Source organism: Litoribacter ruber (assembly GCF_018449405.1).
In the GTDB taxonomy this organism is placed as follows: domain Bacteria; phylum Bacteroidota; class Bacteroidia; order Cytophagales; family Cyclobacteriaceae; genus Litoribacter; species Litoribacter ruber.
Window position 1 is genome coordinate 510,732 of the sequence record NZ_JAHCMY010000002.1, and the last position, 19,780, is coordinate 530,511.

22 protein-coding genes are annotated in these 19,780 nt (G+C 43.4%); 17 read left to right on the plus strand and 5 right to left on the minus strand.

The genetic code is table 11. The annotated features are described in order from the left end of the window. The first annotated feature begins 5 nt into the window (after positions 1–5). From ftsY to KI659_RS06925, 9 genes are all read left to right on the plus strand, one after another. Entirely contained in the window at positions 6–962 is a 957-nt protein-coding gene (ftsY, locus tag KI659_RS06885; protein ID WP_213944617.1) for a signal recognition particle-docking protein FtsY, read from the plus strand. A gap of 566 nt (positions 963–1,528) precedes the next feature. Beyond that, the gene (gene rimO, locus KI659_RS06890) at positions 1,529–2,845 is read left to right on the plus strand and encodes a 30S ribosomal protein S12 methylthiotransferase RimO (protein ID WP_213944659.1); all 1,317 of its coding nucleotides are present in this window, start codon (positions 1,529–1,531) and stop codon (positions 2,843–2,845) included. A gap of 191 nt (positions 2,846–3,036) precedes the next feature. Next, entirely contained in the window at positions 3,037–3,252 is a 216-nt protein-coding gene (locus KI659_RS06895) for a hypothetical protein (RefSeq protein ID WP_213944618.1), read from the plus strand. Beyond that, positions 3,249–3,581 carry a type II toxin-antitoxin system RelE family toxin gene (locus KI659_RS06900; RefSeq protein ID WP_213944619.1) on the plus strand — a complete coding sequence of 111 codons (333 nt, stop codon included), beginning with the start codon at positions 3,249–3,251 and terminating at the stop codon, positions 3,579–3,581. Before KI659_RS06895 ends, KI659_RS06900 begins: the two co-directional genes overlap by 4 nt. Before the next feature lie 33 nt (positions 3,582–3,614). Beyond that, on the plus strand, positions 3,615–4,781 hold the full coding sequence (locus KI659_RS06905) for a hypothetical protein (RefSeq protein ID WP_213944620.1): 1,167 nt from the start codon (positions 3,615–3,617) through the stop codon (positions 4,779–4,781). A 301-nt stretch (positions 4,782–5,082) separates the two neighbouring features. Continuing rightward, the gene (locus KI659_RS06910) at positions 5,083–6,078 is read left to right on the plus strand and encodes an adenosine kinase (RefSeq protein ID WP_213944621.1); all 996 of its coding nucleotides are present in this window, start codon (positions 5,083–5,085) and stop codon (positions 6,076–6,078) included. 524 nt (positions 6,079–6,602) lie between these two features. Continuing rightward, a complete protein-coding gene (locus tag KI659_RS06915) occupies positions 6,603–6,812 on the plus strand; it encodes a hypothetical protein (RefSeq protein WP_213944622.1) in 210 nt (69 codons plus the stop codon). A gap of 51 nt (positions 6,813–6,863) precedes the next feature. Further along, positions 6,864–7,004, plus strand: a complete 141-nt coding sequence (locus KI659_RS06920; RefSeq protein ID WP_213944623.1) for a hypothetical protein — start codon at positions 6,864–6,866, stop codon at positions 7,002–7,004. A gap of 32 nt (positions 7,005–7,036) precedes the next feature. Next, positions 7,037–7,681 carry a CPBP family glutamic-type intramembrane protease gene (locus KI659_RS06925; protein WP_213944624.1) on the plus strand — a complete coding sequence of 215 codons (645 nt, stop codon included), beginning with the start codon at positions 7,037–7,039 and terminating at the stop codon, positions 7,679–7,681. A 78-nt stretch (positions 7,682–7,759) separates the two neighbouring features. On the opposite strand, the gene KI659_RS06930 is transcribed toward KI659_RS06925, so the two are convergent. Further along, positions 7,760–8,647 (minus strand): TlpA family protein disulfide reductase, encoded by an 888-nt coding sequence (locus KI659_RS06930; protein ID WP_213944625.1) that lies wholly within the window; start codon positions 8,645–8,647, stop codon positions 7,760–7,762. Positions 8,648–8,692: 45 nt separating this feature from the next. Next, a complete protein-coding gene (locus tag KI659_RS06935; RefSeq protein ID WP_213944626.1) occupies positions 8,693–8,863 on the minus strand; it encodes a hypothetical protein in 171 nt (56 codons plus the stop codon). A 248-nt stretch (positions 8,864–9,111) separates the two neighbouring features. Here KI659_RS06935 and KI659_RS06940 point away from each other — a divergent pair, with 248 nt between their 5' ends. The 4 genes from KI659_RS06940 to KI659_RS06955 all read left to right on the plus strand — a co-directional run bounded on the left by KI659_RS06940 (position 9,112) and on the right by KI659_RS06955 (position 10,508). Then, positions 9,112–9,264, plus strand: a complete 153-nt coding sequence (locus KI659_RS06940; RefSeq protein WP_213944627.1) for a hypothetical protein — start codon at positions 9,112–9,114, stop codon at positions 9,262–9,264. Beyond that, the gene (locus tag KI659_RS06945) at positions 9,251–9,487 is read left to right on the plus strand and encodes a hypothetical protein (RefSeq protein WP_213944628.1); all 237 of its coding nucleotides are present in this window, start codon (positions 9,251–9,253) and stop codon (positions 9,485–9,487) included. The genes KI659_RS06940 and KI659_RS06945 overlap by 14 nt, the downstream gene beginning before the upstream one ends. 11 nt (positions 9,488–9,498) lie before the next feature. Then, entirely contained in the window at positions 9,499–9,822 is a 324-nt protein-coding gene (locus tag KI659_RS06950; protein ID WP_213944629.1) for a PH domain-containing protein, read from the plus strand. Positions 9,823–10,007: 185 nt separating this feature from the next. Continuing rightward, positions 10,008–10,508 carry a hypothetical protein gene (locus KI659_RS06955; RefSeq protein ID WP_213944630.1) on the plus strand — a complete coding sequence of 167 codons (501 nt, stop codon included), beginning with the start codon at positions 10,008–10,010 and terminating at the stop codon, positions 10,506–10,508. A gap of 7 nt (positions 10,509–10,515) precedes the next feature. On the opposite strand, the gene KI659_RS06960 is transcribed toward KI659_RS06955, so the two are convergent. The 3 genes from KI659_RS06960 to KI659_RS06970 form a co-directional block, all read right to left on the minus strand. Beyond that, positions 10,516–12,147, minus strand: a complete 1,632-nt coding sequence (locus tag KI659_RS06960) for a hypothetical protein (protein WP_213944631.1) — start codon at positions 12,145–12,147, stop codon at positions 10,516–10,518. 199 nt (positions 12,148–12,346) lie between these two features. Next, entirely contained in the window at positions 12,347–13,480 is a 1,134-nt protein-coding gene (locus tag KI659_RS06965; RefSeq protein ID WP_213944632.1) for a DEAD/DEAH box helicase, read from the minus strand. A 65-nt stretch (positions 13,481–13,545) separates the two neighbouring features. Further along, entirely contained in the window at positions 13,546–13,764 is a 219-nt protein-coding gene (locus KI659_RS06970; protein WP_213944633.1) for a hypothetical protein, read from the minus strand. A 478-nt stretch (positions 13,765–14,242) separates the two neighbouring features. On the opposite strand from KI659_RS06970, the gene KI659_RS06975 reads away from it, so the two are divergent. The 4 genes from KI659_RS06975 to KI659_RS06990 all read left to right on the plus strand — a co-directional run bounded on the left by KI659_RS06975 (position 14,243) and on the right by KI659_RS06990 (position 19,707). Further along, a complete protein-coding gene (locus KI659_RS06975) occupies positions 14,243–14,935 on the plus strand; it encodes a CPBP family glutamic-type intramembrane protease (protein WP_213944634.1) in 693 nt (230 codons plus the stop codon). Between the two features lie 476 nt (positions 14,936–15,411). Further along, a complete protein-coding gene (locus KI659_RS06980; RefSeq protein WP_213944635.1) occupies positions 15,412–16,071 on the plus strand; it encodes a CPBP family glutamic-type intramembrane protease in 660 nt (219 codons plus the stop codon). A 216-nt stretch (positions 16,072–16,287) separates the two neighbouring features. Beyond that, positions 16,288–17,622, plus strand: a complete 1,335-nt coding sequence (locus KI659_RS06985) for a M16 family metallopeptidase (RefSeq protein WP_213944636.1) — start codon at positions 16,288–16,290, stop codon at positions 17,620–17,622. A gap of 36 nt (positions 17,623–17,658) precedes the next feature. Further along, positions 17,659–19,707, plus strand: coding sequence for a M16 family metallopeptidase (locus tag KI659_RS06990; protein WP_213944637.1), 2,049 nt, complete (start codon positions 17,659–17,661; stop codon positions 19,705–19,707). Positions 19,708–19,780 lie beyond the last annotated feature (73 nt).

The window sequence follows — 19,780 nt, forward strand, 5'->3', positions numbered from 1 at the left end:
AAGCTATGGGAATTTTTGGTTTCTTTTCGAAAGATAAAAAGGAAAGCCTAGACAAAGGCCTAGAAAAATCCAACGAGAATCTTTTTTCCAAATTGGGCAAAGCCATGGTCGGCAAGTCCAAAGTGGACGAGGAAATCCTCGATGAACTGGAAGAAATCCTGATTACCTCCGATGTAGGCGTGGACACGACCATCAAGGTGATCCGCAGAATCGAGGAGCGGGTGGCGCGTGACAAGTACGTCAGCACCGCCGAACTTGATCAGATCCTGCGTGAGGAAATCATGGGACTGTTGGAAGAAAACAACACCGAAGACCTTACCGATTTTGACCTTCCCAAAGACAAAAAACCATACGTGATCATGGTGGTCGGCGTCAACGGTGTGGGTAAAACCACCACCATCGGCAAACTTGCCCACCAATTCAAGCAGGCGGGCAAGTCCGTGGTCCTTGGCGCGGCAGATACTTTCAGAGCGGCGGCCGTGGATCAGCTTATCCTTTGGGGCGAGCGGGTAGGCGTCCCGGTGATTTCCCATGGCATGAATACCGACCCGGCATCAGTGGCTTTCGACGCGGTGAAAAAAGCCGTGGATATGCAGGCTGACGTGGTGATCATAGATACCGCCGGTAGGCTTCACACCAAAGTCAACCTGATGAATGAATTGGGTAAGATCAAAAGGGTGATGCAAAAATTCATAGAAACCGCACCCCATGAGATCCTCTTGGTGCTGGATGGCTCCACCGGACAGAATGCCTTTATCCAGGCCAAGGAATTTACCCGTGTAACCGAAATCACTTCCCTTGCCATCACCAAACTTGACGGTACTGCCAAGGGTGGCGTGGTCATCGGCATCTCCGATCAGTTCAAAATCCCCGTGAAATACATCGGCGTAGGTGAAAAAATGAGCGACCTGCAGGTGTTTAACAGGAAGGAATTCGTGGATTCGTTGTTTAAGAAGAAGTAAACAAGGGGACACAGAGTTTCGCGGAGTTCAAAAAAAATGGAGTTTCACAGAGTCCCTCTTCGCGGATTTTTTCCACAGAGATGCTCAGAGTTTTCTTTTAATTTTATATAGACCACCAGGCTTGAAGCAGGCTTGGTGATTTTTTGTTTTTCTGCCACTGAGACGCTAAGGATTTTCTTCGAGACTTTGGGGCTTAGTGGCTAATTAGCTTCAATTGTTTTTCTTTGCGCCTTCGCGCCTTCGTGGCCCCAAATAAAAAAAGCGTCGATTCACATCGACGCCTAAAAAATAATGCAAGGAGTTGAAAAAATGTCCGTTTGCTGTACGTATTCAAAAGTAGTTATTTCCAAATCTCTGTATGCAAACTTACCGTTAAGTAATATTTAAGTTAAATAGGTTTAAAGTGACTGGGGTAATATTGGTTTAATGTTGGGATGTTTGATGTCCGATGTCGGATGTCGGATGTAAGAGCGAGGACCGGAGACGGAAGACCGAAGACCGGAAGGCTGAAGACGGGAGAATTGCTTTATTTTTTGTACTTTTGCATGAAATTTAGAAAGAACGATTTGAAGGCGAGAACATTAAAGAAAGATAAGGTCAACATCATCACCATGGGATGCTCCAAAAATTTGGTGGATTCCGAAGTGTTGTTGACCCAGCTCAAGGGCAACGGCATCGATGCCAACCACGAGTCGAGTGCCCAAGACAACAATATCATCATTATTAATACCTGTGGGTTTATCGACAATGCCAAACAGGAGTCCATCGACACCATCCTGCAGTATGCCGATGCCAAGGAGCGCGGGCTGGTAGATAAGGTCTATGTGACCGGCTGCCTATCTCAGCGCTACAAGGATGACCTGGAAAAGGAAATCCCACAGGTGGATGCCTTCTTCGGCACCCGTGACCTTCCTGCCATTCTCAAGAAATTCAAGGCCGACTACAAGCATGAGCTGGTAGGAGAGCGTCTGCTTACGCATTCTTCCCACTACGCTTATATGAAGATATCCGAAGGCTGCGACAGACCCTGCTCCTTCTGTGCCATTCCTTTGATGAGAGGCGGACACGTGTCCCGTTCCATTGAGGAGCTGGTGAAGGAAGCCGAGCACAAGGCGGCCAACGGAACAAGAGAGTTGTTGCTTATTGCGCAGGACTCCACCTATTATGGGTTGGACCTTTACAAGAAAAGAAGACTGGCCGACCTGATGAGAGCCCTTTCCGATGTGGATGGCATCGACTGGATCCGCTTGCATTATGCCTACCCAACTGGCTTCCCGATGGATGTCATCAAGGTGATGAAGGAAAGACCGAATATCTGTAACTATTTGGATATTCCGTTGCAGCATGGTTCCTCAGATGTGTTAAAAGCCATGAGAAGGGGCACCAGCCGTGAAAAGCAGGAAGATTTGATCCACAGCATCCGTGACATTTTGCCGGACATTGCTATCCGTACTACTTTGATCGCCGGACACCCGGGTGAAGGGGAGAAGGAATATCAGGAAATGGTGGATTTTGTGGAAGGGATGAAATTTGAAAGACTTGGGGTCTTTACTTACAGCCATGAGGAAAATACCCATGCACACAGCATGGAAGACAGCACCCCTGAAGAAGTGAAGCAGGAACGTGCCAACCACCTGATGGAAATCCAGGAGCAGATCAGCTATGACCTCAATCAGGAAAAGGTTGGCAAAACCTTTAAAGTACTAATAGATAAAAAAGAAAACGGGCAGTGGGTCGGAAGGACTGAATATGACTCAGTCGAAGTGGATAATGAAGTATTGATTGATGCATCCAAGCACTATTGCCGCGTGGGTGATTTTGTGGATGTGAAGATCACTGAGGCGACGGAGTTTGACCTTTATGGGGATGTAGTGGAAAAATAAAAAACACAGATTAAACGAATTGCACAGATTGTTCTGTAGTTTCTGCGTGTAAAAATTTATGAAACCTGCCAGGTTTTCGTGAAATAGATTAAACCTGGTAGGTTTTTTTGTTGAATCCAGAAGCCTGTCAGGTTTTTGAGTTCATTAGTGATACCTGTACAAACTCTGAAGAAAAACGTTAAATTTATATTATGGGAGTAATTGTAATTGAAACGATAAATGAGGAGCAGTCTGAAACTGTAAAAGCAATCCTGAAAGCTTTGAAAGTGAGGTTTACAGCGACAGAAGATATTTCCGAATCCAAAATAATAGCCGAAAGTGTAGCTCAGGGTTATAAAGAAATGCTGGATGCAAAGGCTGGGAAAATCAAAGCTCGAGATGCTAGGGATTTGTTTGATGAACTATGAGCATTTCGGTAAAGACTTTACCAGAGTTTGATAAGCAACTTAAAAAGTTGGTCAAGAAGTATCCCTCCCTCAAATCTGAATTTCATGATTTGATAGATAACCTGGAGAAAAATCCTCACCTAGGAGCACCACTTTTTAAAAACTGTTACAAGATCCGAATAGCTATAAAGAGCAAGAGTAAAGGGAAATCTGGAGGGGGTCGGGTGATAACCCACGTAGCCCTCTCTGAAAATTCTGTGTATTTGCTTTCCATTTATGACAAATCAGGGCAAGAATCAGTAACTGACTCATTCATTACTTCTCTCTTAAGTAAAATAAAACCTGAGTAATTTCTTTTCAATTTTATTTAACCCAATTTATTCATGAACCTTAAAGAGGCCAACAGCCCCGCTCTTCAAAAAGAATTCATAGAAATGGCCGTGAGGCTTTATAAAAACGAAAAGAATTGGATTCGTCCGCTTGACAAGGATATAGAAAATCTATTCCACCCGGATACCAACAAGCTTTTTAGGCAGGGCGCCAAAGCCAAGCGATGGCTACTCCTCAATGAAAAGGGGGAGACCATAGGCCGGATAGCAGCCTTTATCAATCCCAAAATGAAGGAGAAGCAACCTACTGGAGGTATTGGTTTCTTTGAATCTACTAATGACCAAAAAGCCGCTTTTATGCTCTTTGACGTTGCCAAGGATTGGTTGCAATCGGAAGGCATGGAGGCCATGGACGGTCCGATCAATTTTGGCGAAAGAGACAAGTGGTGGGGGCTACTGGTGGATGGATACTCACCGGCCAACTACAACATGCCCTGGAATTTTGCCTACTACCGGGAGTTCTTTGAGGCCTATGGTTTCCAGGTTTACTTCAAACAGTTTACCTACATGAGGCCCACCCGGGGGGTAGATTTTGATCCCAAAATGATTGAAAGGGCCAACAAAATTATCGGTAGTCCCGACTTTGAGTTTAGGTCTATCACCAAGGACGAGATTTTGACCAAAGCTCCGGAGTTTTTTATGGAGGTCTACAACAAAGCTTGGGCAAGGCATATGGGCAAATCCCTGACCTTGAAGGAGACCAAGTTGATGTTTACCAAAATGAAACCCATCATCGACGTTCGCTTGATTTATTTTGGTTTCCATAAAGGTGAGCCCATTTCTTTCTTCATCAATATTCCCGAACTGAATCAGCTTTTCAAGCATGTAAATGGCAAGATGGATCTGATCGGTAAGCTTAAATTTCTTTGGCACAAAACCTTCAATCCTCCCAATAAAATGCTTGGATTGGTGTTTGGGGTGGTACCCGAGTTTCAGGGCAAGGGTGTGGAGAGCGCCATGATCATGGAGTATAACGAACAATATGCTAGTAAATCTAATTTCAGTTATGAAATTATTGAGATGAACTGGATAGGGGACTTTAACCCCAAGATGATGCGGGTATGCGAGCAGTTGAATGCGGAGATTTATAAGACGCATCACACGTATAGGTATCTCTTTGATAGGGAAAAGCCCTTTGAAAGGCATAAGATCTTTGAGTGATGCGGGATGTCGGATGACCGATGCCAGAAGTGATTATCGTAGTCACCTCGACCGTAGCGCTAGCTCAGTGGAGAGGTCTTGTAATGTAAAGGGACCTCTCCACTCCGTTCCGGTACTAATGACGAATAAAAGTTCTCGCAGCGGTCGCAGCGATTTTCGCAGCGCCGCCGCGAGAAATCATTCGTCATAGCTTAGGGTGTGTTTTAAAACATGGAGCCTCGAGGTGACGAAAAGACGAACAATAAAGTACAGACTAGAGATTATTCTGTGGGGTTAACCCCATTAACTATAAAAAACAAACATGAAAAAATACGACGTTACCGGCATTGGAAATGCCCTTGTGGATATTGAATTTAAAGTTACCGACAAGTTTTTCCTTGACAACGGGGTGGAAAAAGGAGTGATGACCCTGGTGGATGAGGATCGCCAGAATGCCCTGATGCGCGTAATTAACACGGCCGAGGCCAAAAAACAGTGCGGTGGATCTGCCGCCAACACCGTGATTGCCGTGAGCCAGTTTGGTGGTAATTCCTATTACTGCTGCAAGGTGGCCAACGATGAACTTGGCCAGTTCTTCATGGAGGACATGAAGGAATCAGGCGTTGACCACAACCTTAATCCTGAGAAGTTGGAGGAAGGCATTACCGGCAAATGTCTGGTGATGGTAACCGAGGATGCCGAAAGGACCATGAATACTTTTTTGGGGATAACGCAAAACTATTCAGTGGCCGATGTCAATGAAGCGGCAATCAAGGATTCCAAATACCTCTATATCGAAGGTTACCTGGTAACTTCCGAAAATGGAAAGGCAGCCATGCTTCAGGCGAAGAAAATCGCAGAAAACAACGGTGTGAAAGTGGCCATGACCTTTTCCGATCCGGCTATGGTGAAATACTTCAAGGAAGGGTTTGACGACGTGATTGGCCATAGCGTAGACATGCTTTTTGCCAATGAGGAAGAGGCGATGATCTACACCGGGAAAGACAACCTGATGGATGCCCGTGAGGAGCTGAAGAAAGCCGCCAAGCACTTCTGCATCACCCAAGGGAAAAACGGTGCGATTATCTGGGATGGCGACACCTTCATCGACATCGAGCCCTACAAAACCGAGGCAATTGACAGCAATGGCGCAGGTGATATGTTTGCCGGTGCCTTCATGTACGGCATCACCAACGGCCACAGCTATGCTTCCAGCGGCAAGTTGGCTTCCATGGCCAGCTCCAAGATTGTGAGTCAGTTTGGGCCAAGGTTGAAGTGGCACGAGGCGAAGGAGATCTTGGCAAGGCTGAATCCTTAAATTGGAAACAGGGTGCATTTTGATTTAGAGAATAATTTCTCGTAAAGGCGCAACGGAACGCAACGGAACGCAACGGGCGCAACGCTTTAGTTGGGTTTTTGGACACCTTAGATGAAAGTAGAATTTAAAAATCACCGGTCTTTTGGCCGGTGATTTTTTGCTTTTACACAGACTGCACAAGTAGATGTGCAAAAGCCGTTTTTACTGCACATGTACATGTGCAATAGAAACAGCCAAAAACAAGGGTGAACGCTTTGATGGAGCTTTGTCACGTCCTAATTTCACTTGACACTTTTTTCTCAAGACTTTAATTTTTCTCCGCGAAGTGGCCTTTGTGAAACTTCGTGAAAACTTTGTGGACTTTGTGGCCATTTTTTTTCACATCTTTCTTCCGTCTTCCGTCCTGCCAATCAAGGGAAAATTGGCCTTTGGTATCATTGCGGATCAAATTATGAAAAATTAGATTTGCATCTAAACTTTAGTTGGTCTATTTTACAGGGCTTTTAGTTTTTGTTTGCTCGGGTATGAAGAATATTTTGAACGTGGATTATTATACGAGGGTTCATCTGTTTTGGACGGTTCTGTTGCTGTTTATAGGTTTTCAGCTCAATCATTCCTATGGTGATTATATCACTGAAAACAACATTTTTGACCTTCATTTTTCCCGTGCTGGGATAGCAGGTATCAGAATGGCGGCGGTTGGGACTGGTTGGGTTGCTGCTATGGAAATTTGATATACCCTTCCGAAGAAAATATCTGAAGGAAAAGATAGAGGTTTGTTAAATATGAAAAAGAAACAATTGACATGGGTCAACGTGCTGATTATTGCCATAACGATAATTGTTGGATTGACCATTACCGGGAGTTGGGGAGATTTTAAAAGGGGGCTTAAGGGGGCACCGCCCGTAGAAAACCATAACTTTTAATTAATAAAGTCCCAACCCATATAAAGCCAAGCATGAAGATTATTTATTTAAATCAAAAGATTGCTTCTTTTAAGGAAAACTGGGATAGCCAATTCTATACACTGGTTATTATCTTATTTATAACCAAACTCATCTATACTTATATGGTGTCTGATGTGATCGCTATGAAATTGGGAGTTGGAGGGTTTGACAAAAGCTTTGCCCAGATGGATCAGCTGTCTATTGTTTCAGCTTTGTTAATAGCCCCTGTAGTAGAGGAATTGCTTTTTCGATTTCACCTAAGCGGCAAGCGGTCCCATGCTTATTTCTTCTTGATCTCTTTAGCTGCTTTATATTTGATATTTTTTGAATATTGGTTTATTTACCTATTTACCGCTGCAGTTTTTATAGCTTGTCTGATGTGGGAAAGTAAGAAAACTCCGGATAATCCGCTTCTCTCCAGACCGTTTTATCTAATAATATTTGTGATGACCGCCATCATATTTTCGGCGCTTCATTTTGTCAATGTGGAGGCAGAGAATAAACTGCTGGCTCTATTCATGGTCATTTTTGCCTTGACCCCCTCCGCGCTATTTTTTGGATATGTGCGATACAAGAAAGGATTAAAATATTCCATGATCATTCATAGTCTATCGAATTTGGCAATCCTGAGTCTTAACGGCCTGATATATCATTAAAAGATTTTTTGGAATTCCATCCCAGTTGTCAACAGTTCAAGAACTGCCTTTCATGGAGCGATTGGTAAAAAGTATAGATTAATTCAAATAATCTAGGACATCCTCCAAAGTGATGTGGTCCAGTATTTTTTGACCTTGTTGATTAATCAGAAATCCATCAGGAAGTGAAATGCTTGGAAATTTTTGATAATTATTCGAAGATCTTATTTTATAATTACCCCAATTTGTTTTTTCATTGAGTGCTGACCAGAGTTCGGCAGTTTCTGATCCAGGCAAAATCCCGATTACTTTTAAATTCTCATATTGTTCCAACGCTTGGTTAATCTTTGGAATCTCTTTAATACAGGTTCTACAAGTATGGGAAAGATAATAAATATAGGTAAATGGTTTAGATTGGTAAAGGTCGGATGGCCTACTTATTTGTTCAGATATTGAAATTAGCTCAAACTCTGGAAATCTGTCTAAAAAAAGGATGTCAGGTGTTTGGGCGGGTATTTCTTTTACAAGGAAACTCTCCCATTTTGAATTAGATGCTTCAATCTCATAATACCCATGGGAGGTCTGCAGTATAAAGGGGGTTTTTGGAAAAAGCCAATTGGGGTTTTCAACTGTCAATAAAGTTTTTTCTTCAAAATTATTCAGGTATATCTTGTCAGCCTTACCTGATAGGCTTTCGTAATAAGTAATTTGAAAGGCTGATTGATGATCACTGAAATTTCCACCTTTAATGGAGGCTTTAACAATTTCTATTTCATTGAATTTTTCATCAACATGAAAATCGTATGTTTCCCCTGGGTTTAAATTGTCAAGCAAAAGGTCTGGGAATAAATCTTGGTATAAAGGAGAAATATCTCCAGCCTGGGTATAAATACCGCGGGCTTTAACTTGTTGGTTTATTGGGTATTCGATCTCGGGAGAGCAAGACCCAAAAATTAACATCCCACATATAAGTAAATTTCTTCTCATAATAAATTGGAAGTATGGTCAGAATCCACTTCTGACCATAATGTTTCAACAAGGAGCTGGAGTTGTTCCAATTAAAGTAGTACATTCCCCCGTCTCGCTATTCCAAATATAAACCATCAAATTTCCATTGCAATCATAATCCTGAATACGGTAGAGACCTCCACCAGCAATGTTTACCAACTCTTGATTTTCTAATTGTTTTACAGTTTTCTGCATAATATTAAAATTTATCATTAACTCCTACTCTATCTGCTTTTCGGATTCCGCAAATTTGAACTTCTTCAAATAAAGGGCTTCCGTGCTTAAAAACAGCATGGTACTTAGAAGTGGAAGGTAAATTCTTCACTGATGAGCAGACTATTCGGGTTCAAATAATTGAAAAACCTATTTGCATTTAAACCTTAGTTGTCTTATTTTACAGGGTATTTATATGTTAATAGGAGTGTCAGGTAGTCAATAATTCTATGAAAAAGAAAAGGATCTCCCTTTTGAATATCCTAGTTTTCATTCTTGCCTTTATTATCTCTTCAGCTATTTTCTCAGACTGGGATAATTTTAAAATGGGGCTGAAGGGTGAACTTGAGGTACAAAAAGAGCAGCAACATGATAAAAGATGATAGTTTAAGAATGAGCATAGGATTTAACAAAGGAATGGCTGCCATTTGTTTTCTGCTTTGTGCAGTCCAATTAGTTTTCTTTGGGATAAGGTTTTATGAACTGAAAGCTGAGCCGATTTCCCATATAATGATGACGCCTAGCATTATAGGCTCAATGTTGTCGGCAATGGGTGTGGGGTTGGCTGGGTTTGTGTTTTTAAGGAGAAAAAGCGATTCCGACTAAATTTAAATTCTATGGATAAAATATTTCCATCCAAAAGATCTGTAACTCTGCTCTTGGTACTATTGGGATTATTTCTGCCAATAGTAGTTATAGGGTTTCTTAGACCGTTTATTTTGATTGGTTTATTTCTCTCACTTGCAGGTCTATTCTGGATTTACCTGGATACCCATTACAAGCTAACTGATAATGTGCTTTTTTATAAGTCCGCTTTTTTCAAAGGGGAAATCCCAATTGGAGAAATCAGGGAGGTGGTGAAGGGCAGGACGAGGTACTTCGGGAACATGGCCGGAATGGGGCCGGAAGGTCTTATCATCAAATACTGCTTTCGAGGATAAAGGTTAGTCTGGCCGCATTATGTTTTTCTTGTCTGGTCAGAAAGGATGTAGCTATAGCCCTTCAGATGCTGCATGGTGGAGTTTGTAAGAAATCTGACGAGTGGCTTAAAGAGAAGAATTGAAATATAAATCAGGACGCATTGATTTAATTATACGTTTAGTAGATATAACCATTTTAAAACATAATGAAAAAGCTCTTTTTAATTGCCCTTACTGCTGTCTTTTTGTCTTCCTGTTCAAATGAAGGTGGTAAACCTAATTTTGGGCACAGCGGAACCTGGGAAGTAGTTGAAGTCCAGAATTCCTGGACGGGGGAGGTTACCCCTGCTTCTGAACTTTCTTACTCCGAATCATATGAGTTAAGAGGCAACATGACCTTTACCAAATTCAACAGCCATTTGGGAATTGACCTGACAGGGACTTATCAGGAGGTTGAATTGGAAGAGGTTGAAGGCAGTAATGATGTTTTAGGTTTTATCCTTTCCTTTGACCCGGAGCCTATCGAAAAGGCGAAGGAGGTAATTGAGTCGGAAGTTAGTATTCTGATTAATAATGACCCGTTTTATTTTGCTGTATACGGAATTGATCTACAAGAGAGTCTGCGTATCCGACGCGACGGTTCAATGATCAACTCCGGCCACGGGATTATGGATGGGCCCATTTATATTTATCAAAAAAATAAATAGGTCTATATCAATTAACCTCAATTTTCTTCATAAAAAACACATACTTAGTCTGCCCGTTTTCCGATATTCTTGTCTGGCCAGAAAGGATGTAACTGTGGTCTTCGAGATGCTGCAGGGCCAAGGTCCTTTTAGAAATATTGCCTGATTCTTCGCTGATTTCCGAAAGCTCTACTGCCTTGTTGACATACGCGGGCGTTCCCTCGGTAAATCTGCTGGCAAACAGCTTGTCCTCGCCCAGCATCAGGTAGCTTAAGCTATGGGCATTCCAGTGGTAGCTTGCCAGTGGCAAGGATCTGTATTGGTTGGTTTGGGGAAAAGGGACGGAAACGTGCCACAACAGGTTGGCATCTTCATCCAAGTGTACAAATTGCCCGCTCAAGTAAGTAAACTCCCTAGGAACCCGCGAAAAGGAAGGGGTGTGGGGTGTCTGCAGGTTGGGTGGTAAGATCGGGCTGTACCTGTCAAAGTTGTCCACCTGGCTGTTGCTATAAAACCTCAGGTATTGGTTGATGTTGTAATTGATCACCGGGTTGTTGTTGTGGCGGTATTGGTTGAGGTACACCAGATATCCCGCATCCTGATGCTCAAAACTGTTGATCAAAATATTGTTTCTGACAGGCGTGGGGCGGCTGCGCTTTTGGTTTCTCTGTACCTGCCGGGTTTTGATTGTCTTGGCATCTGGTGCCAAGTGGTCATGGAAGCTAGTCAAACTGGTGAAATTGTAATCGAACAGCTCTTCACCGCCTACAGACTCCTTTCGGTAGAGGTACAAGCCTTCAAAAACCTCATTCCTCCTCGGTCCATATAGACCTAAAAAATGCTTTTCATAGGGATTGCCGATAAACTGCATGTTGCGGGTCACTGTAGCCTTATCCTGCCAGGGTGTCACAGAAAAGTCCTGAATCAATTGCCCATCGGTGTCAAATTCAAAATGTGTCAGCATATTAATCCCTTTGGGATCATTGTGCTGCACACCCACAAAGAGCGTTTTGGAGCTGGCGTTTTTCTGGAAATATTGTAGTTGAAGGTCTGCCTGAACAAACTTTTCTTTTGCCACTTTTTGGGTTTCTAAGTCAAAAACCTGGAGCAATAGAATATTGTCAGCCATGCCGGCCATTAAAACCTTGCCGTCCATCACCTGAAAAGCATTAAAGCCCATTTCCCCGACCTGATTGATCCGGCCACCGGCAGGGGATTTGTCGAGGCGGAAGTTGGGGTAGTACACCGGTGAGAGGCCTTTTACCTCATGCTTGGCCAATTGCTGCGTGCGAATGTTAAACTGGTAAATATGCCTTTCTCTTATCAGGTAATCTTTTTGAAGATAGAAGGAAAGGAAATAAAGATTGTCCCCGTCCAGGTCCACCGCTTTGAGGTTTTCGAGTGGATGTAGATCAAAAGTCACCGTGGACTCCAATTCCAGGTTTTTATCAGCCACCAGCACCTGCACCGTGCGTTGCTGACTCATCAACTGTTGTTCCGATATCATCCTGAACCCGATAACTTTACTTTTGGTGGTGAGAAGCTGAAAGTTGGGTTCGTTGTTTCGAATGGCAACATTGGTCTGCTCTGTCAACTGTGTCTGCCCAAAAGATGCTCCGGAAAATAAGAGAAGCAATAGGAGTGAAAGAAATCTTTTCATGTAAAAAAGGAAGGATTTATTTTGTTTACGGATGTAAACTAAAAATAGTTGGATTTACGAAGGTTTAGAAGTTTATTTCTTGACGCTTCGCGTTGCGAGAGGTTTAGGCGTTTAGTCGCGATGCGCGGAATTACCTAAACCTCTAACCCGTCCCGATGCGCGCCAGCGCCAATCGGGACATAAACCCCTAACCCAATATTCAAATCCCCAGGTTCTCCGCATCAACCAGCTCCACCATTCTCCCCATTTTTTTCTGAATAACCTTAAAATGGTGGCGGTCCTCTTCGGTGATAAGGGAAATTGCCTCCCCTTCAGCACCGGCACGGCCCGTGCGGCCTATCCGGTGAATGTAGTCCTTGGGGGAGCGGGGGAGTTCGTAGTTTACCACATAGGGCAAGTCCTTGATGTCGATACCCCGAGCGGCCAGATCTGTGGCCACCAGTACCTGTAAGGCTCCGGCTTTAAATTGCTTGAGGGCCTCGGTCCGGCCTCCCTGACTTTTGTCCCCATGAAAAGCCATGGCCTGAATGCCGTGCTTGCTGAGTTTTGCCGCCAGGTTGTCGGCGGTTCTTTTGGAGGAGGCAAAAACCAGCACCTGCTTCCAGTCCCCGGTAGCGATTAGGTGTCTTAGCAGGGGACCTTTCTTTTCTTGGCTCACCAGGTAGGCCGTTTGGGTGATCTGGTCCGGTGACACCGTCTCCGGTTCCGCTTCAATTTTGACCGGTTTGTGGAGCAGTTTGTCAATCAGCTTCTCCACGGCCTCATCCATAGTCGCCGAAAAAAGTATGTTTTGACGCTTCTTGGGCAGGCGGGAAAGGATCTCATCTACCTCCAGTTTGAATCCCAAATTGAGGACCTTATCGGCCTCATCAAGGACAAGGGTATCCAGTTGGTCCAGGTGGATGGCTTTTTTGGACAACAGGTCGAGGAGCCTGCCGGGGGTGGCTACCAGGATATCCGTGCCATGTAGTTTCATCATTTGGGGATTGATGGACACCCCGCCAAATACCGCCATGCTTTTTACCTTGCGAGGCAGGTGGGCTGAAAAGGTTTTGACCACTTCCTGCACCTGTGCGGCCAGCTCCCGGGTGGGCACAATCACCAACACCGGGATATCCCTTCCCTGTGCGGAGTCCCTTTTTTGAAGCTTGTGCAGAATTGGCAGCACATAGGAGGCCGTCTTACCCGAACCTGTGGGCGCCAGTCCGAGTACGTCTTTCCCATTTAGAATCGCAGGAATGGCCTGCTGCTGTATGGGGTAAGGGTTTTCGTATTGGGCCTTCTGAATAGCCTCAAGTATCTGCGGGGATAGCCCCAGGGAAGAGAATGTCATGGAATGTGTGTTTGGAACAAAGATAACGTAAAAAAATAAGAGAAGAGCTTTAAGAACAGGCTTCATCACGGAAGCAAATGGGCCACAAAGGACACAAAGTTTCCACCAAGTTTCACTACTTGTCCCGAGTAGCGTAGCGGATCGGGAAAGGCTCCTTCGCGGAGAAAAAGGAAAGGATCTGCCACGAAGAAGAAAAACTCTGTGAAACTCCCTTTTAAACTCCGCCTGGCCGCCGTGGCGGGTGTCCCCATTCTTTCCGAAAGCCATTTAAATCTTAACTTCAAGCCTAACATTTTTGAAATTAGTTGCAATACCGCGATTGGGGTATTTTTGCACCAAATATTATTTTGCGGTTTTAAGTGGTTAAATATTTCCAATAATTTTTCGCCATTGCTTCAAAAGCATTTAACTGCATTTGAAATATATTGAGTGGGTTATAATAGGTTTTTGTCAGCGTATATTTTAGGTGATTTTAATAGGGTTGGATTAGGTGATGTTAGGATGTTTTAGTTTGGTTTGATAATATTGGAGATGGCAATTGATTCAATAGGGCCATTTTGAAAACGAAGTAAAAACCCACTGGTATCAGTGATTCACCAAAAGAAAAAAATGAAAAAGAGAGTATGGTATGCCCTACTGGGGGCGACACTTTTGTATGTAATTTATTTAATCATTCATTGGGAGGATTTTATGATCGGTTTTCAAAGGGGGTTCCAGGATGGATCTAGTTCGTTTTAACAGCGGTGTTTTAAAATATTAAATATGAGTTTATCTGTACAAAAGGAGCCAAAGGGGGCAAGGAGTAAGGTTGCGCCCATATTTGTCAGCTTCCAATCTTTCCTGAAAAAACCTAGGATACTTGAAGCGGTGCCACCGCTTTCTCCTTTTAATTTTATGCTCCTGCTTGGCGCAGCTCTGGTAGCCGTGGTGCCATATGGTCTGGTCTTGGAACTGGCCGGTGCCGGGCAGTTTGACCATGTGATTGAAGAAATGCTTAGGGATCATAAGGTACTGGTAATGGTTGCGGTGATAATCCTCGCCCCATTGCTGGAGGAGACTGCCTTCCGCTACCATTTGAGTTTGAAAAGGGGGGCTTTTGTATGGGGACTGGTATTGTCCTTAATGCTGGCTGCCGAGATATGGTGGCTTGCGGCGATTTTGGCCCTTTATTTTATCAGCCTGTTTGTCATGGTTTCTTTGAAGAAAGATGTGCCCCTTCACCTGGTGGTTTATGTGTCAGCCATTTTGTTTGGTCTTGTGCATATGGATAATTTCCGCGAATTCGATTGGGTCAGCAATTTCTACTGGGTCCCCTTTCTAGTGGGGATACAGTTTGCATTGGGCCTGCTGCTGGGCTTCATTAGGCTTCATTACGGAATGTGGAAGGCAATTTATTTCCATGCGGCTTACAATGCGGTATTGGTAATACCCGCGGTGGTGTTTGGGCTTGATTGATGATAATGCATTTTAGACTATCCGCAAATGCATCATTGAGACGGTAAAACTGCCTATTCAGGGTTTTATGCTAGAAAGGCCCGCTTCTTCGGTCATCGGTCTTCCGTCCCTATAAGCAAAACTAGCATAAACCCATTATCACTAAAACAGACTTACCCTATGAAACAACTGCTAAAAATTATATTACACTTGAGCTTATCCTCGTTGTTTGCGCTATTGATTCTCCATTTCTTTTTTGACCAAGATATTGATTCCCGCATAATTTGGTTTCTGGTCATTCTAATGAACGTTGTCTATATAATAATAAGTAGGTATAAATATGACACGCTAGAGTTTGGGGTAATAAAAAGAAAGGTATTGTGGTATTTGTCTGTACACATTGGGCTGATAGGAATATTTGTATTTGCTTATTTGACATTAGCGTGAAATTAAGAGTGCTGAGAGAGCAATTCCAAGTACCCATACTCCAAGGGCTTATGGATTTTCTGAAGTACGGAAAGACATATCCTAAAAAGGGATTCAATGTCAAGGGGCTTTTAATCCTTTTCTTGGTCAAACTTTTTTTAATCACAGTATATCTCATTATCCTTGATATCACAGGGCTAGACAAATTCGATTATGATGATAGGTTTGACCAATTAATTAAGGACAGTCCTCTGCTGATATTATTATTGGTAGGTGTGCTAGCTCCTTTTGGTGAAGAGCTGGTATTTCGATTTCCGCTTAATATAAAATTAAAAAGCTTCTTGGTAGCCTTGGCCTTTTCGATATTGGTGATGTTCAGTGAATTTTGGCCACTTATGCTGGCCTATATTCTCATTTTGTTATCAATATTTATTGTGAAGAAAATTGGTAAACCAGTGCCCCTAAAATGGCTGGTCTATTTTTCATCTGCGATATTTGCCCTCATTCACCTAGGGAATTATCAGGAACTGGATTTTCTTGCCTATTGGTACCTGATGCCATTCCTTGTGCTGTCCCAGTTTTTTGGGGGGTTGATACTTTGTTTCCTTAGATTGTCGCATGGACTGTGGTTGGCCATTTATTTCCATGCCTTCTGGAATACAGTTTTGATGAGCCTTGTGATTTGGGCGACCCAGTGGAGGTATAGAGCGTGTCCATATACGAACAGTTAAAAGTTTCACTGTCCATTTTTGGACATGTGTTATATGTAAACCCTAATTTTTTAATTAATGATGAAAAAATAATTTGCCCAATCCAACTAATTGCCTTACTTTTCATCCACACTTTTGAATGGTACCGAGTTTTGGCACTATCTTATTACGTATGAATAGCTTGATTTTACATACTTCAATAGATCCCAAAGAATTTTCAATTCCAATTTATATTTTATGAGAAAGTTTACGCTTTTGACGCTGCTAAGCGGTATGCTGTGCTTTTCAGTTTTGGCACAGAACAAGATCGAGTTCCGGGAATTTACCCTGGACAACGGCATGCATGTGATCATGCATCAGGACAACACCACCCCAATAGTGACCACCTCGGTACTATACCATGTGGGTTCCAAAAATGAAGATCCCGAAAGAACAGGTTTTGCCCACTTTTTTGAGCACCTGCTTTTTGAAGGTTCTGAAAATATCGGCCGCGGCGAGTACATGAAGAAAATCCAGTCTGCCGGCGGGACTTTAAATGCCTTTACTTCCAACGACATCACTTACTACTACGAGTCCTTGCCGTCCAACCAGCTGGAGCTGGCGCTTTATATGGAAAGCGAGCGTCTTCTTCACGCCAAAATCGATGAAACTGGGGTGGAAACGCAAAGGGAGGTAGTAAAAGAAGAAAAAAGACAGCGAATCGACAACCAGCCGTACGGTTCGATATTGACTGAAACATTGGCTAGAGCCTATTCCGAGCATCCATATCAGTGGGCGCCAATAGGTTCCTTGGAGCACTTGAACGCTGCTACGCTGGATGAGTTCATGCAGTTCTACAAGGACTTTTATGTGCCTAACAATGCGACTTTGGTTCTGGCGGGTGATTTCGATTATGACCAAGCAGAGGAATGGGTAAGAAAGTATTTCTCCGAGATCCCTAAGGGCGAAGGTGAAATCAGAAGACCAAATGTGCAGGAGCCACGCAAAACTGAAGAAATCCGGGATATAATTTATGACAATATCCAGATTCCTGCGGTCATTCAGGCCTATAACTTGCCAAAGAAGACCCACGAAGATTCCTACGCCATGGAAATGCTTTCCACATACCTTACTGGCGGAAAGTCTTCTTTGATGACCAAGGAGCTTGTCGACAACCAGCAAAAAGCTTTGGCGGTGGCGGCGATTCCCTTGGATCTTGAAGATGGCGGTATATTCATCATGTATGGCATTACCAATATGGGAGTAGCTGCCGATGACTTGGAGAATGAAATTGACACCATTTTGAGAAAAGTAAAAGCTGAGGGTATTTCAGAAAGAGACTTTCAAAAGCTTCAGAATATCATTGAAAATAACTTGGTGTCCAAAAACTCTACCATGGCGGGCATCGCCCAGAATTTGGCTGAAGCAAGAGTGTTTTATGGAGAAACTGATTACATCAATCAGGAGCTAGATAACTACAGAAAAGTAACCCGTGAAGATATTCAGCGGGTGGCAAATGAGTACCTGACCCTGGATGGCAGAGTGGTGCTTCATTATCTTCCAAAACCTGCTTCAGAGACAGCAGAGTATTAAAGTCTAAACTGTGCAAATTATTCTTAAGAGTTAATTATGAAAAGAACATATATATTTCTGATTTTGACCCTGCTTGTGATCCAGAGCGGCTTTGCCCAGGTGGACAGAAGCAAATTCCCTGAGCCTGGCCCAGCGCCAGAAATCCAGATAGGGGATGCCGAAACCTTTACCTTGGACAACGGCCTTAAAGTATTTGTAGTGGAAAACAGAAAGCTGCCAAGGGTTGCTTTTTCACTGGTATTGGACCGCGATCCTATACAGGAAGGCGATAAAGCTGGCCTTTCCGGTTTTGTTGGTGAAATGATGACTGCAGGTACTGAAAGCAGACCGAAGGATGACTTGGATGAAGAGGTAGACTTTATCGGCGCCTCTCTTAGAGCCGGCTCTACTTCCCTGTTTGCTTCCTCATTGAAAAAGCACCAGGATAAGATTTTGGAATTGATGACCGATGTGCTTTACAACCCTACTTTTCCGGAATCGGAATTGGAGAAATTGAAGAAGCAGGCCATCACTGGGCTTGCTACCAGCAAGGACAACCCTGATGCCATCTCGGGTAGAGTAGTAGCAGCTGTAAACTACGGCAAGGAGCACCCTTATGGAGAAACGCAAACTGAAGCCACTATCAACAACATCACCGTAGAAGACATCAGAAACTATTTTGAAACTTACTTCAGACCAAATATTGGTTATTTGGCCATAGTGGGTGATATCAATAAGGATGAAGCTGAGGAGTTGGTAAACAAATATTTCTCAGACTGGGAAAAAGCTGAAGTTCCTACCAAAAACTATGACAAGCCTAGCCGTCCAGAGCAAAACAAGGTGGCTTTGGTTGACAGATCTGCTTCTGTGCAGTCGGTGATCAACATCACGCATCCGGTAGAAATGCATATAACCAATGATGACTATTTGAATACAAGAGTGTTGAATTACATCCTTGGAGGAGGATCTTCTTCTAGGTTGTTCATGAACCTACGAGAAGACAAAGGCTATACTTATGGAGCTTATTCTACTATCGGGTCCGATAAATTGATCACAAACTTTTCAGCCAATGCGTCTGTAAGAACAGAGGTGACTGACAGTGCTGTGTATGAGATGATGAATGAAATCAGAATGATCGTGGAGGAAGGTGTGACTGAGGAGGAACTTGAGTCTGCCAAGGCCAACTTGAGCGGAAGCTTCGGCCGTTCGCTGGAGAGCCCTTCTACTATTGCCAATTTCGCCATCAATACTGAGCGTTATGGCTTGCCTGCCGACTTCTATGCCACTTATTTACAAAGATTGAATGACATCACTGTTGAGGATGTGAATCAGGCTGCCAAAAAATATTTGAACCCTGAAGGATTATATATCACCGTAGTGGGTAATGGTTCTGGCATCAAAGACGGGTTGAGCCAGTTTGGCGAGATCAAGATGTACAACAACATGGGCGATCCTGCTAGAGAAGTAGAAATGGCTAATGAAGATATTACCGTTGAGGAGATTTTCGAGAAATATATTGAGGCGATCGGTGGTCGTGAGAATGTGGAGAAAGTGGAAACTGCCAAAATTACAAGCTCAGCAGAAGTGCAGGGCATGAAATTGAACCTGACCTCTATCCATGATGAGCCAAACCGTCAGTTTGCCCAAAGCGTGGAAATGATGGGTAACGTGGCTTCCCGTACGGTGATCAAAGACGGCAAAGCCAAGGTGACGGCCATGGGCCAAAGCCAGGAGCTAAACGACGAGCAGTTTGAAGCGGTAAAGATGAGTATGTTTATTTTCCCAGAGCTTCACTATGAAGAAATGGGCTACACCATGGAAGTGGACGGAGTGGCTGACGTCGAAGGCAAGGATGCCTATAAAGTGATCATCAGAAACCCAACTGGCTCTGAAATTGTAAACTACTACTCTGTGGAGGATGGTTTGAAGCTTAGAAATGAAAATCCAATGGCCGGAGACACCACTTATGAGGAGTATGAGGAATATGAAGGCGTGTTTTTCCCGACCGTTTCCACCATGAAATCCCCACAGATTCCGGTACCGTTGAAAACAGTTGTAGAATCTTTGGAAATAAATACTGAAATTTCGGAAGCGGATTTTAATTAAAGAAGACCGAAGACCGGAGACGAAAAAATGGCCACGAAGGGCACGAAGTCTAAAAGAAGTATCACTAAGGCCT

What these genes read in the sequence shown, in the direction of transcription:
- ftsY (WP_213944617.1), top strand. Translation starts at nt 6, where the DNA reads ATGGGAATTTTTGGTTTCTTTTCGAAAGATAAAAAGGAAAGCCTAGAC.
- KI659_RS06895 (WP_213944618.1), top strand. Translation starts at nt 3,037, where the DNA reads ATGGGAGTAATTGTAATTGAAACGATAAATGAGGAGCAGTCTGAAACT.
- KI659_RS06900 (WP_213944619.1), top strand. Translation starts at nt 3,249, where the DNA reads ATGAGCATTTCGGTAAAGACTTTACCAGAGTTTGATAAGCAACTTAAA.
- KI659_RS06905 (WP_213944620.1), top strand. Translation starts at nt 3,615, where the DNA reads ATGAACCTTAAAGAGGCCAACAGCCCCGCTCTTCAAAAAGAATTCATA.
- KI659_RS06910 (WP_213944621.1), top strand. Translation starts at nt 5,083, where the DNA reads ATGAAAAAATACGACGTTACCGGCATTGGAAATGCCCTTGTGGATATT.
- KI659_RS06915 (WP_213944622.1), top strand. Translation starts at nt 6,603, where the DNA reads ATGAAGAATATTTTGAACGTGGATTATTATACGAGGGTTCATCTGTTT.
- KI659_RS06920 (WP_213944623.1), top strand. Translation starts at nt 6,864, where the DNA reads ATGAAAAAGAAACAATTGACATGGGTCAACGTGCTGATTATTGCCATA.
- KI659_RS06925 (WP_213944624.1), top strand. Translation starts at nt 7,037, where the DNA reads ATGAAGATTATTTATTTAAATCAAAAGATTGCTTCTTTTAAGGAAAAC.
- KI659_RS06930 (WP_213944625.1), bottom strand. Translation starts at nt 8,647, where the DNA reads ATGAGAAGAAATTTACTTATATGTGGGATGTTAATTTTTGGGTCTTGC.
- KI659_RS06935 (WP_213944626.1), bottom strand. Translation starts at nt 8,863, where the DNA reads ATGCAGAAAACTGTAAAACAATTAGAAAATCAAGAGTTGGTAAACATT.
- KI659_RS06940 (WP_213944627.1), top strand. Translation starts at nt 9,112, where the DNA reads ATGAAAAAGAAAAGGATCTCCCTTTTGAATATCCTAGTTTTCATTCTT.
- KI659_RS06945 (WP_213944628.1), top strand. Translation starts at nt 9,251, where the DNA reads ATGATAAAAGATGATAGTTTAAGAATGAGCATAGGATTTAACAAAGGA.
- KI659_RS06950 (WP_213944629.1), top strand. Translation starts at nt 9,499, where the DNA reads ATGGATAAAATATTTCCATCCAAAAGATCTGTAACTCTGCTCTTGGTA.
- KI659_RS06955 (WP_213944630.1), top strand. Translation starts at nt 10,008, where the DNA reads ATGAAAAAGCTCTTTTTAATTGCCCTTACTGCTGTCTTTTTGTCTTCC.
- KI659_RS06960 (WP_213944631.1), bottom strand. Translation starts at nt 12,147, where the DNA reads ATGAAAAGATTTCTTTCACTCCTATTGCTTCTCTTATTTTCCGGAGCA.
- KI659_RS06965 (WP_213944632.1), bottom strand. Translation starts at nt 13,480, where the DNA reads ATGACATTCTCTTCCCTGGGGCTATCCCCGCAGATACTTGAGGCTATT.
- KI659_RS06975 (WP_213944634.1), top strand. Translation starts at nt 14,243, where the DNA reads ATGAGTTTATCTGTACAAAAGGAGCCAAAGGGGGCAAGGAGTAAGGTT.
- KI659_RS06980 (WP_213944635.1), top strand. Translation starts at nt 15,412, where the DNA reads ATGGATTTTCTGAAGTACGGAAAGACATATCCTAAAAAGGGATTCAAT.
- KI659_RS06985 (WP_213944636.1), top strand. Translation starts at nt 16,288, where the DNA reads ATGAGAAAGTTTACGCTTTTGACGCTGCTAAGCGGTATGCTGTGCTTT.
- KI659_RS06990 (WP_213944637.1), top strand. Translation starts at nt 17,659, where the DNA reads ATGAAAAGAACATATATATTTCTGATTTTGACCCTGCTTGTGATCCAG.